Genomic DNA, 12,095 nt, shown 5'->3' with positions numbered 1-12,095 from the left:
CTCCTTCAGGTAGCGGCGCATCGAGGTGTAGTCGGTGCCATCAGGCGTGCCGAGATTGACCAGCAGGATACCGACCTTTCCGGATTTGACGGACGGGTGGTTGGCAGGGGTGGTCACGGCAAGCTGATCGGTCATCTTCATCCTCGTCGGGTCCCCGTATCGGGACGCCGCTTTCGTTCCTTCGGTTTCCAGTCCTTCTAAAAAGAAAAGCCGGCGCGGGGAAGCCGCGCCGGCTCTGAAAGTAGAGGCAAATTGTCTTACTTTGCCGGAATCTCCAGTTCCTTGCCGACATGCAGGTGGCGCGGCGCCGGCTTGCCGTTGGCGTCGGAGATCTTCTTCCAGAGCGCGCCTTCGCCGTAGAAGGCCTTGGCGAGATCCCAGAGCGTGTCGCCCTTGGTGATCACGTGCTTCTGCGGGCCGCTCGCTGCCGCCGTGCCGCCGGCCGTTGCCGCCGGCTGGGCTGCCGTGGCGTCGGCAGCAGGCTTTGCGTCCGCCGCCGGCTCGGCCGTTGCCGCACCGGCCGCCGAAGCGACCTCGGTGATGCGGCCGTCGGTATAGGGCTTGAACGGCTGGTGGGCGGCAAGGTAGTCGGCAAGCACGGTTTCGAGGCCCGGACCGTAGTCGTAGGCGTTTTCACCCTTCTCCTTGAAGACGTCGTAGCCGTCGCCGCCATTGCGCATGTAGTTGTTGGTGACGAGCGAATAGGTCTTGGCCGGATCGAGCGGGACGTAGGCCTCGCCTTCCTTCACCTCGACCGAGACGACGCGGCTGCCGACCGGCTTCGACTTGTCGAAGGAGAACTTCATGCCGGCCACCTGCGGGAAACGGCCGCCGCCTTCTTCGAGCTTGCTGAGACCGTTTTCCAGGGCTTCACGAATGCCGTCGCCCTTCATCTGGAAGGTCGCAACCGTGTTCTGGAACGGCAGGACCGTAATGGCTTCGCCCATCGAAACGTCGCCGGCATCGATGGAGGCGCGCAGGCCGCCGCCGTTGGTGATGGCGATGGTCACACCCTGGCCCTTGACGCGGTCGAGCATGGCGTCGGTGAGCAGGCTGCCCATTTCGCACTCTTTGGTGCGGCAATTCTCGCGCGAGCCGTCGATCGGTGCTTCGGTCTTGGCGATGATCTTCGAGCGCAGCTCTTCGATCGGCTTGCCGAGTTCGGCGACGCGGGCGAGCACGGCCTCATCCGGCTTGACCGAGCTGTCGACCAGGATCGGATCGCCCTTGGCAGCCTTGACCACGCCCTTGTCGTCGAAGGTAACGACGAGGTCGCCAAGATATTTGGTGTAGGAGCCGGCCTGGACGACCGGAACCTTGTAGCCGCCTGGGTTATCGACCATCGTCGGGTAAGGACCCTCGGCTTTTGCATCGGTGTTGGACAGCAGGCTGTGCGAGTGGCCACCGACGACGACGTCGACATCCGGGATCTTGGCGATGGCCGCGAGGTCGCGCGGATAGCCGACATGGGTGAGCGCTATGATCTTGTCGACGCCCTGCTTCTTCAGCTCCTCGACGGCTGCCGTGGTGGTGGCGACGTCGTCGCCGATCAGGATGTCCGGGCCGGGGGAAGAGAGTTCCGGCGTGTCGTTGGCAACCGCGCCGACGATGCCGACCTTCTGGCCACCGACATCGAGCACGATCGACGGTTTGATGCGGTCGCCGATCTTCGACTTCTGGCTCGGCAGCACGTTGGCGGTGACGACCGGGAAGGCGATCTTGTCGAGGAAGCCGGCAAGGCCGTCCTCGCTCTCGTCGAACTCATGGTTGCCGACGGTCATCGCGTCGAACTTCATCAGGTTGAGGAATTCGGCTTCCGCGAGGCCCTTGTAGGTGGTGAAGAACAGCGAACCCTGGAAGTTGTCGCCGGCGTTGAGCAGCAGCACGTTCTTGCCCGAGAGGTCCTGGCGCTTCTGGTCGATCAAGGCCTTGAGGCGCGCGACGCCGCCGAAGCACTCGTTCTTGCCCTCCTCTTCCGCCGAGCAGGTGGAATCGAACTTGTTGATCGATTCGATGCGGGAATGGAGGTCGTTGATATGCAGGATGTTCAATTCATAATCGGCGAAGGCTGCGCCCGAGGAGAGGGCAAGAATGGACGCGGTCATCAGGCCGGTCCGCACGTGTCTGATCATGATGTTCTCCTGTTTTGCCGGTTGTCGCCCGACCGCATCCGGTCCGCCGAAACGGATCCGGTCCCCACGGTCGGGGTGGCTTTGCCGGGCCGGATGTTTTCATCACTTGAAGGCGACTTCAAGCGCTAAAACCATGCCCTGGTTGTCGGGTTTACCGTTAAGGTTAAGTCGTGGCCCGCAAACGAAAAAAGCCTCCGGACGGAGGCTTTTGCAATTTCGTGTTTTCTGTTTTAGCCGCGACGCGCGAGCGAGAACTGTGCCCCGGCGTCGGTGGTGCAGTTGAGCTGGTTCTGCGTGACCAGAGCGCAAGCGACCTTCGACTGGGTGTTGCGCACCAGCGAGGTCATATTGATCTCGACAAGCGTCGGGCTCGTCTTGACGTAGTTGCCCGAGGCGAGCAACTGGTTGGTGTCGGTCGTGCGCGTGGAGAAGGTACCGCCGGCAAATGTCGAGACGATACCGTTCGGGTCTACCCAGGAGCCCTCGACGCCCGAAGCCTGGCGTGCCGGCTGCCCACCCTCATCGATGATCCGTGGCGACGACTGGCAGGAGGCAAGCGCGGCCGCGGTTGCGATTAGGGTCAGAACGGCGAATGGCTTCATAGGCGATTTCCCCCGCGTTTGGGTCGAGCGGATTGTTTCATTCCGGCAGACCATGCCGCGATCATGAGTTGAAAGCAAGAGCGGCAGGCCGCGGCCTCGGGCTTTTCCGCCGGAGATGAAAAGGCCCGGGGCACGTTCGTGTCCCGGGCCGGATGCGCTTACGTCTCAGCAGCTTAGCGAACGAGGATGTTCTTGAACTGCCACGGATCCTTGGTGTCGATGTCTTCCGGGAACAGGCCCGGGCGACCGTCGAGCGGGGTCCAGTCGGTGTAGTGACCTTCGACCGGGCCGAGGTAGGGCAGCTGGACTTCGAGGCAACGCTTGTAGTCCATCTCGTCGGCTTCGACGATGCCGGCCTTCGGGTTCTCGAGAGCCCAGACCATGCCGGCGAGAACGGCCGAAGTGACCTGCAGACCGGTCGCGTTCTGGTAAGGCGCGATGCGGCGGGTTTCTTCGAGCGACAGGCGCGAGCCGAACCAGTAGGCGTTCTTGTCGTGGCCGTAGAGCAGCACGCCGAGTTCGTCGACGCCGTCGACCAGTTCCTTTTCGTCAAGGACGTGGTGCACCGGCTGGGCGTTGCCGCCGTTGCCGAACATTTCGTGCAGCGACAGAACGGCGTCGTTGGCCGGATGGTAGGCGTAGTGGCAGGTCGGGCGATAGGTGACTTCGCCTTCCTTGTCGCGAACCGTGAAGAAGTCGGCGATCGAGATCGCCTCGTTGTGGGTCACGAGGAAGCCATACTGCGGGCCGGGGGTCGGGCACCAGCTGCGCACGCGGGTGTTGGCGCCCGGCTGCTCCAGATAGATCGCTGCCTTGCAACCCTTCTTGTGCTTCTTGGCGTTCTTCGGCATCCAGTTTTCATGGGTGCCCCAGCCGAGTTCGGCCGGCTGCAGGCCTTCCGAGATGAAGCCTTCGACCGACCAGGTGTTCCAGAAGGTGTTGAAGGGCTTCGGGTTCTTGGTGCGCTGGGTGTCGCGCTCGGCGATGTGCACGCCCTTGACGCCGACCTTCTTCATCAGCTTGGCCCAGCCTTCGCGGTCGTCCTGATGCGGCTCTTCGAACTTCACGCCAAGGTCGTTGGCGAGGTTGAGGAGGCCCTGCTTGACGAACCAGGAGACCATGCCGGGGTTGGCGCCGCAGGTGGAAACCGCGGTCGTGCCGCCCGGGTTCTTTTCCTTTTCCTTGCGCACGGTTTCACGCAGCGCATAGTTGGTGCGCTCGGAATTGTCCATTTCGGCGTCGAAGTAGAAGCCGAGCCACGGCTCGACGACCGTGTCGACGTAGAGCACGTCGAGCTTGCGGCACATCTTCATCAGGTCAAGCGAGCCGGTGTCGACCGACAGGTTGACGCAGAAGCCCTGGCCTTCGCCTTCGGTCAGAAGCGGCTTCAGCAGTTCCTTGTAGTTGTCCTTGGTCACATGCGCGCGAACGTGACGAACGCCATGGCGTTCGAAGATCTCGTTGTCGGCAGCATCCTCACGGGGCTCGACCACGATCAACCGGTTCTTGTCGTATTTGAAGTGGCGCTCGATCAGCGGCAAGGTGCCGCGACCGATCGAACCGAAACCGATCATCACGATCGGACCGGTGATCTCGCCATAAACCGGATAGGTGGTATCTGCCATTTTTGTCTTACTCCTGAGAAAACTTTCCCTGTGGCGGTGGGTGACTAAGCATGAGGAAGCGGCTGTGGCCGCTGTTCTGGCTCGTATGAATGTGCCGACGGCCGCGATGCCCGTGGGGCACGCGGCGCTGTAGAGCATAGATTGCTGTCACAATAAAGAGCCGGCGGGTCAACCGCTATTTGCGTCTGTGCTTAACCGGCGATCGTGAGCAGTGCTTCAATCAGCCCGTCCCGCTTGCTGACAAGCCCCTTGTAGGCGGCCTGCGGCAAGGTCAGGGCGCGCAGCTGCTCGACGAAGGACGCGGCCAGCGCCGCGGCATCCGGTCGCTTGCGCAGCATCGTCAGCGGGTCCGAATAGATGCGGATGGTGAAGACGAGCGCACCGGTCTCAGGCAGCTTGCGCAGCGTCTGCCGTTCGATGCGGATGAAGGTCCGCTCCTCGGTCATCTCGATCGCACCGGCGGCGATGCCTTCGGATTTCGATTTCGGCAGGTGCAGCGCGCCGTCGACATTGACCGCCCAGTTGAAGCGCTCGACGAAGCGACCCGGCGGCAGGTTGTCGAACATGCGGGCAATCAGTTCGGCATTGCGGGTGCCATGCTCGAAACCCGGGACGGGGCCATGGATCTCGTTCATGGTGCGGCCGTATTTTTCGGCGAGCGACCAGGACGAGGGAAAGGCGACATAGGCGGCGTTGAGACGCCAGCCGTCTCCGGTCTTTTGCATGATGGCGAGATCGTCCTGGACAAGCGATCCCGAAACGGCCAGTGGATCATCGCCGTCGAGTGGCACGGGCTCGCCGCCGACGATCATGCTGTCGCCGTCGCGGCGGTAGATCTCTGGGTAGGCGGCCGGCAGGTAGTCGACCAGAATGCCGAGCAGTTCGCGCTGGGCGTCCTGCGTACCGTCGGCTGCGGCAAACACGGTACCGCGCGCTTGCGCAAGCAGCCGCTTCTTTTCGGAGAGATAGTGCTGCAGCTGGTCGTCCGGCTCAATCCAGCGATCGGGGTCGAGCTGGGCAAGGCCGATGGTGAAAGGTTTTGAAGAACCGTCGTAAGGCGTATGCTTCATGCGGAGCGACCGGTCTAGGTTGCGATTTAACCATATTCCCTATCGTTTCGCACGGTGAAACGCTTGTCACAAGCGGTTCGTGCTATAGCTACGGTAGAAGCATCCGCTTCGCGCCATAATTGATTAGTTCCCGGAGGCGTGACAGACCGTGACCGGTAGTCATCTCAAGGCTCTTGCGGCCCTACAGAGTAAAACACCCGTGCTGATCGCACTTTATGATCAGCACGATCGACTGCGCTTCGCCAATCCGGCGTTTCGCGCGGCCTACCATGTCGGTCCGGACGAGAGCCCGACCTGGGAAGAGATCATGCGTCGGAACCATGCCGCCGGACAGGGCACCATCCTGAAGTCGGAAGACATCGATGCCTGGATCGCCTCGACATTGCACCGGCGCGGCAAGGTGCCGTTCCGCGCCATGGAAACAGACCTGCACGACGGTCGCTGGCTGTGGATGACGGAGACGGTGGATGCGGATGGCTGCATGCTGTGCATCGCCGTCGACGTCACGACGATCCATGCCGAAGAACGGGAACTGCGCCAGGACCGCGACTTTGCGCTTCGGGCCGCCCAGGTCGACGAGCTGACGAGCGTGCCCAACCGCCGCTACACGATGGGGCGTCTCACCGAGTTCATCGCCAACTGCGCCGAGAACCCGCATATGTGGGGCTGTGTCGCGATCATCGATATCGATTACTTCAAGGCGATCAATGACCGCCACGGCCACCAGCGCGGCGACGAGGTTTTACTCGACTTTGCGCGCCAGATGCAGGAGTTCGTGCGCCGTTCGGACTGCTTCGGCCGGATTGGCGGCGAGGAATTCATGCTCATCCTGCCTGATACCACCATCAGCGAGGGCCACCGCATTCTCGATCGTCTGCTCGAACGGGTGCGCAATTCCCGCCCGCTCGAGAACATCCCGGAGTTCTTCTACACCTGTTCGGTCGGGGTTGCGGAGTATCGCGACGGGGACACGGTCAGCGACCTCTATGCACGCGCCGATCAGGCGCTCTATCTCGCCAAGCGCGATGGGCGGGACCAGGTCAGGCGCCACACGCTTCCCGGCTCAGACCAGGAGGTTCACCCGGATCAGGCCCCGTAACGAGTTGCCGAGATAAAGGTCGCCGCGGGCGAGGTCGTTAAGCGAAAGCCGCGCAACTCGCGCGCGGCGCTGGCAGATGAGCTCGGTACGTAGCACGCCGGCAAGCAGGCCGCAGGCGATCGGCGGCGTCTTGAGGATGCCGCTGCCGTCGTCGAGGAAGACGGAGGTGATCGTGCCTTCGCAGACCTCATCCTTCTCGTTCAGAAGCAGAACTTCGTCGGCCTCGCTCGGGCCGAACTCGCCGCGGGCTGCCTCATAGGCGGCGCGGCGACTGGTCTTGTAGCGCAGCAGCGGATCGCCCGACTTGAGCCGGGTGCTGGCAACCCGTACCCGCCAGACCGTATCTTGGGGGAGCGGAGCGAAGGGGGCGGTCTTCACCTCGATATGGCCGTCCGGGAAGAGCTCGAGACGAACGCGAAGCGCGGCGCCGCCATCGCCGGCCTTGACCGCTGCAAGCAGCGCGGCCTGCGCGCCATCGGCGCCCGAAATGCCGAGACGGCGGGCGGACCGGACCAGCCGGGCGAGGTGCAGACGCAGGCGGATGAAACCGGCTTCGGGCTCGTAGCGCAGGGTTTCGATCAACGAGAAATCCGTCATCGGACGACCGCGTCGTCGGCGGGCGCGACATCGCCTTCGCCGAGCGCGATCCTGTCGTCGCCAACGGCAAAGCGGGCCTTCAGGAGGCACTCTTCGTATTCGGACTGGGCGGTGCTGTCGAAGACGATGCCGCCGCCGACATTAAAGACGGCATCGCCATTTTCGAAGAGCGATATCGTCCGGATCGCGACGCTGAAGCGCATCACGCCGTTCGGGGCGATGAAACCGATGGCGCCGCAATAGGCGTCGCGGGGACCGTCTTCCAGGTCGTGCAGGATTTCCATGGCGCGCATCTTCGGCGCCCCGGTGATCGAGCCGCAGGGGAAGAGCGCCGTGAAAATATCCTTGAGGCTGATCTCGGGGAGGAGCTTTGCTCGGACGTGGCTCACCATCTGGTGCACGGTCGGGTAGGTCTCGATGTCGAAGAGCTTGGGGACATCAAGCGTGCCGACCTCGGTGATGCGCGAGATGTCATTGCGCAGGAGATCGACGATCATTCGGTTTTCGGCCTGGGTCTTTTCGTCGGCGCGCATGGCGGCGATGATCTCGGCGTCTTCCGCGGCCGACGCGCCGCGCTTGGCCGTGCCCTTCATCGGGTGGGTCTCGATCCAGCCGTCCGCATCGACTCGGAAGAAAAGCTCCGGCGAGCGCGACAGGAGCACTGGCCCGTCGAGCGCGACGAGCGCGCCGTATTTGACCGGCTGTCGGTCGATCAGCGACCAGAAGGCTGCGCGCGGGTCGCCGGACCAGCGGGCATGGATCGGCATCGTCAGGTTTGCCTGGTAACAATCGCCCTTTCGCAGATGCAGGTGCAGGCGGTCGAAACGTTCGCGGTAGGTATCGAAATCCCAGCCGGCGCGCGGTTCGCTCAAGAAGGGTTCGTTCTCGGTTCGCCGCTGCGGCTCGGCGAGGGGATGATCCTCACTCGGCGCATCGAAGATGCCGAATGACATCAGCGGCGTCTTGCGATTTTCCTCGGCAAAGCCTTCGAGCTTCTCCTCGAAGAGATGGCCGGCCTCATAGGACATGAAGCCGGCAATCCATTTGCCTGATTTGTGCGCGCGTTCAAGCTCGGCAAGGCCGCGGACAAAATCGGCCTTCGTGCGGGCCGTTATGACGCGCGAAGGCGATGCGAAAACCGTGGTGCGGCTTTCGCTGTCGTCCCGGAACAGCACATAGGGTGCAGTGTCGCTCATAAAGTCGTCTTGTCGATCGCGCCGCGATCCGGACCCTTGTCCGGATCAGGCCTTATCAAGCGCTTCGAGTTCGTCGATGAGCCCTTCGATCATCGACAGTCCCTGTGCCCAGAACGACGGATCGGTGGCATCGAGGCCGAAGGGGGCGAGCAGTTCGGAATGGTGCTTGGTGCCGCCGGCCTTCAGAAGCTCGAAGTACTTGTCCTGGAAGCCCTGTTCGGCGTTCTGGTAGACCGCGTAGAGCGAGTTCACCAGGCAGTCGCCGAAGGCATAGGCATAGACGTAGAAGGGCGAATGGATGAAGTGCGGGATATAGGCCCAGTAGGTCTCGTAGCCTTCGGAAATCCGGATGGCCGGGCCAAGGCTCTCGTTCTGCACCGACAGCCACAGCTTACCGATATCGTCGGCCGTCAGCTCGCCTTCCTTCCGCGCGGTGTGCACCTTGCGCTCGAACTCGTAGAAGGCGATCTGGCGCACGACCGTGTTGATCATGTCCTCGACCTTCTGGGAGAGCATGGCCTTGCGCTCGCGCTTGTCCTTCGTCTGGTCGAGAAGCGCGCGGAAGGTCAGCATCTCGCCGAAGACAGACGCGGTTTCGGCGAGCGTCAGCGGCGTCGAGGCCATCAACGCGCCCTGTCCGCCGGCAAGCACCTGGTGCACGCCGTGGCCGAGCTCGTGGGCGAGCGTCATCACGTCGCGCGGCTTGCCCATGTAGTTGACGAGCACATAGGGGTGAGCCGACGGCACCGTCGGGTGGGCGAAGGCGCCCGGCGCCTTGCCGGGCCGCACCGGCGCGTCGATCCAGCGCTCATCGAAGAAACGGCGGGCGATATCAGCCATTTCCGGCGCGAAGGCATTATACGCGGAGAGCACCGTGTCCTTGGCCTCGTCCCAGGAGATCAGCGCGTTCGGCGTTTCCGGCAGCGGCGCGTTGCGGTCCCAGAAATCCATCTGCTCCATGCCGAGCCACTTTGCCTTCAGCGAATAGTAGCGGTGCGACAGGCGCGGATAGGCGGACTTGACCGCTTCGGCGAGCGCATCGACGACCTCGCGCTCGACGCGGTTGGCCAGATGCCGGCTGTCGGCAATATCCTTGAAGCCGCGCCAGCGGTCGGAGATTTCCTTGTCCTTGGCGAGCGTGTTGGTGATCAGCGTGAAGGTGCGGATATTGGCCTTGAAGGTTTCCGCCAGCGCCATCGCCGCCTTCTTGCGAACGTCGCTCGACGGGTCCTGCAGCAGGTTCAGGGTGACCTCGAGCGGCAGCGCTTCACCGTCGACAGTGAAGGTGAGGCTTGCCATAGTCTCGTCGAACAGCCGGTTGAAGGCGGCGGCACCGGTCATCGATTTTTCCAGGAAAAGCTGCTCCAGCTTGTCGTCGAGCTGATAGGGCTTGTCCATGCGCAGGTCGGTCAGCCAGGGCTTGTAATGGGCGGCGAGCGCGTCTGTTTCGAGTGCCTTGTCGAGGATCGCGTCGTCGATCCGGTTCAGCTCCAGGGAGAAGAACAGGAGATGCGCCGACATGTCGGTGAGCTTCGACTGCACATCGCCGTAAAGCTTGCCATTCTCCGGCTTGGACGTGTCCGAAAAATAGGTGAGGCCCGCAAACGACGCGATGCGGCCCATGATGTCTTCGAGCGCTTCGAATTCCCGCACGGCAGCGCCGATGCCGGCTTCGCCGCTCTTCGTCGCCGCTTCGGCCAGCTTGCCCTTCCACTTGGTCTCGAAGGCGATCGCGTCGGCATCGGCCTTCGTCATATCGTTGCGAAACGCATCCGAGGAAGCGGAGGCATAAAGATCCTCCAGCCGCCAGGAGGGCAGGTCACCGAGGTCGGCAGCGGCGCCATGGCTCTGGCCGGCGGCGGCGCGGACAACAAATTGCTCGGGGGCGAAGGGGCGGAAGGTCATCGTCGGATTTCTCTCGTTCGTGACAGGAAGAGGCAGCGATATGGGCCCCATTGCTATCGCCGGCAATGGATAAAATGCAAGCATTTCTCAAAACATGATGTTCAGCCCTTTATGGCACAGATGCCTGACGTGATTTGGCACATGAGGTTGGCCAAAGAGTACCGCGTGTCCAGAGCAGGAGGCTTCCGTGACATCACACATTCTGGTCATTGATGACGATCCGGTGCAGCGCCGGTTGCTGACGAACATGATCGAGCGTCTCGGTCATGTGGCGCATCTCGCCGATAACGGCCGCAGCGGTCTGGAACTGCTCGAGCGCAAGGGCGGCATGATCAATGTCATCCTTCTCGATCTCCTGATGCCGGAAATGAACGGCCACGGCTTCCTCGAAGCGCTGGCCGAGCGCGGCGTCGACACGCCGGTCATCGTCCAGACCGGACAGGGCGGCATCGAGACCGTGGTGCACGCGATGCAGGCCGGCGCCTTCGACTTCCTGGTCAAGCCGGTCTCTCCGGAACGGCTGTCCGTGGCCATCAGCAATGCGCTGAAAATGGCAAGCCGTGACGGCAAGGTCAAAACCTCGCGCCGTCCGCGCGGTGGCGCCGTCGGCTTCGACGATATCGTCTCGGCAAGCCCGGCGATGATCCGGGTGATCGACCTTGCACGCCGCGCCGCGCAGTCCAACATCCCGATCGTGCTCGAGGGCGAATCCGGCGTCGGCAAGGAAATGGTGGCGCGCGCCATCCAGTCGGCAAGCGACAGGGTCGGCAAGCCCTTCATCACCGTCAACTGTGGCGCCATCCCGCACAATCTGGTCGAGAGCATTCTCTTCGGTCACGAAAAGGGTGCCTTTACTGGCGCGACCGAAAAGCACACCGGCAAGTTCGTCGATGCGGACGGAGGAACGCTGTTCCTCGACGAGATTGGCGACTTGCCGCTCGAGGTTCAGGTGAAGCTGCTGCGCGCGGTTCAGCAGGGCGAGGTCGAGACGATCGGCGCGCGCCATCCGCAGAAGGTGAACGTGCGGCTGATCTCGGCCACCAACAAGGATCTGATCAACGAAGTGCGCGAAGGGCGGTTCCGCGAGGATCTCTACTACCGCCTCAATGTTTTCCCGATCACCATTCCGGCGCTTCGCCGACGCAAGGAAGATATCCCGGTGCTGGTGCGCTCCTTCGTCGAGCGCTTCGCCGCCGAGCAGCGGCTGAACCAGCCGCTGACGGTATCGAGCGGTGCGCTCGCGCTTCTGACCGCCTATGATTGGCCGGGCAACATTCGCCAGCTCGAGAACGCGATCTTCCGCGCCGTCGTGCTTGCCGAGGGCAACGAACTGACGGTGAAGGATTTCCCGCAGATCGCCACTCAGATACCCGGCTACGTGGTTTCCGATCGTTCGGGCTTCTCCTGGGGCGAGGGCGGACCGGAGCGGGCGCCGGCTGGCGGCGAGACGGCATCAAGCGTCTATCCCGACTTCGCGAGTGCGGCGAAGTCCATGGAGGCGGAAGCCTCCAGCGACCCGCGCATGGAGAATGCGATCGCCAGCGTCGACGAGGGCGGAGACGTGCGCAAGCTTGCCGAAGTCGAGGAGGAATTGATTCGTTTTGCGCTGAAATTCTACCGCGGACAGATGAGTCAGGTTGCCCGAAAGCTCGGTATCGGCCGGTCTACCCTCTACCGCAAGCTGAAGGATTATGGCATCGATCCCGATAACCCTTTGAGAGAGGCGGCATAAAATCGACGCATTCACGATTCATTAGCCGTGCTATTCAGTCACCGCCGTTTAGACCTTGTTAGTGAAGTATTCACTATATTATAAGGGGCGGTGACGACTGTGGCAAATTTGCCATGCTGTCACCTTATTTGACAGTC

The 12,095-nt window shown here is 62.6% G+C and carries 9 protein-coding genes and 1 pseudogene; 2 read left to right on the top strand and 8 right to left on the bottom strand.

Annotated elements, in window-relative coordinates; all coding sequences use genetic code 11:
* The 5 genes and pseudogenes from hemH to ASE71_RS10205 form a co-directional block, all read right to left on the bottom strand.
* Positions 1-135, bottom strand: a pseudogene (gene hemH, locus ASE71_RS35715) (ferrochelatase); the annotation flags it as partial.
* 122 nt (positions 136-257) lie between these two features.
* Positions 258-2,132, bottom strand: a complete 1,875-nt coding sequence (locus ASE71_RS10220; protein ID WP_034806086.1) for a bifunctional metallophosphatase/5'-nucleotidase — start codon at positions 2,130-2,132, stop codon at positions 258-260.
* 230 nt (positions 2,133-2,362) lie between these two features.
* Positions 2,363-2,734 carry an outer membrane lipoprotein Omp10 gene (gene omp10 / locus ASE71_RS10215; RefSeq protein WP_034806089.1) on the bottom strand — a complete coding sequence of 124 codons (372 nt, stop codon included), beginning with the start codon at positions 2,732-2,734 and terminating at the stop codon, positions 2,363-2,365.
* 173 nt (positions 2,735-2,907) lie between these two features.
* Positions 2,908-4,359 (bottom strand): homospermidine synthase, encoded by a 1,452-nt coding sequence (locus ASE71_RS10210; protein WP_034806092.1) that lies wholly within the window; start codon positions 4,357-4,359, stop codon positions 2,908-2,910.
* Between the two features lie 191 nt (positions 4,360-4,550).
* Positions 4,551-5,429: a heme-dependent oxidative N-demethylase family protein gene (locus ASE71_RS10205; protein WP_060518641.1), complete on the bottom strand. Its 879-nt coding sequence runs from the start codon at positions 5,427-5,429 to the stop codon at positions 4,551-4,553.
* 148 nt (positions 5,430-5,577) lie between these two features.
* On the opposite strand from ASE71_RS10205, the gene ASE71_RS10200 reads away from it, so the two are divergent.
* On the top strand, positions 5,578-6,528 hold the full coding sequence (locus ASE71_RS10200; protein ID WP_034806098.1) for a sensor domain-containing diguanylate cyclase: 951 nt from the start codon (positions 5,578-5,580) through the stop codon (positions 6,526-6,528).
* Here the strand turns inward: ASE71_RS10200 and ASE71_RS10195 are convergent.
* The 3 genes from ASE71_RS10195 to ASE71_RS10185 are packed head-to-tail and all read right to left on the bottom strand — an operon-like array spanning position 6,493 to position 10,226.
* A complete protein-coding gene (locus ASE71_RS10195; protein ID WP_060518639.1) occupies positions 6,493-7,125 on the bottom strand; it encodes an aminotransferase class IV family protein in 633 nt (210 codons plus the stop codon). The genes ASE71_RS10200 and ASE71_RS10195 overlap by 36 nt on opposite strands.
* Positions 7,122-8,321: an aminodeoxychorismate synthase component I gene (locus tag ASE71_RS10190; protein ID WP_060518637.1), complete on the bottom strand. Its 1,200-nt coding sequence runs from the start codon at positions 8,319-8,321 to the stop codon at positions 7,122-7,124. The genes ASE71_RS10195 and ASE71_RS10190 overlap by 4 nt, the downstream gene beginning before the upstream one ends.
* A 45-nt stretch (positions 8,322-8,366) precedes the next feature.
* Complete coding sequence (locus tag ASE71_RS10185; RefSeq protein WP_034806631.1) at positions 8,367-10,226, bottom strand: M3 family oligoendopeptidase; 1,860 nt, start codon at positions 10,224-10,226, stop codon at positions 8,367-8,369.
* 187 nt (positions 10,227-10,413) lie between these two features.
* On the opposite strand from ASE71_RS10185, the gene ASE71_RS10180 reads away from it, so the two are divergent.
* Complete coding sequence (locus ASE71_RS10180; protein ID WP_034806104.1) at positions 10,414-11,958, top strand: sigma-54-dependent transcriptional regulator; 1,545 nt, start codon at positions 10,414-10,416, stop codon at positions 11,956-11,958.
* Positions 11,959-12,095: the final 137 nt, after the last annotated feature.

Source organism: Ensifer sp. Root954 (assembly GCF_001429005.1).
GTDB classification, from domain to species: Bacteria; Pseudomonadota; Alphaproteobacteria; order Rhizobiales; family Rhizobiaceae; genus Ensifer; species Ensifer adhaerens.
This window is presented reverse-complemented; position numbering and strand designations above follow the sequence as displayed.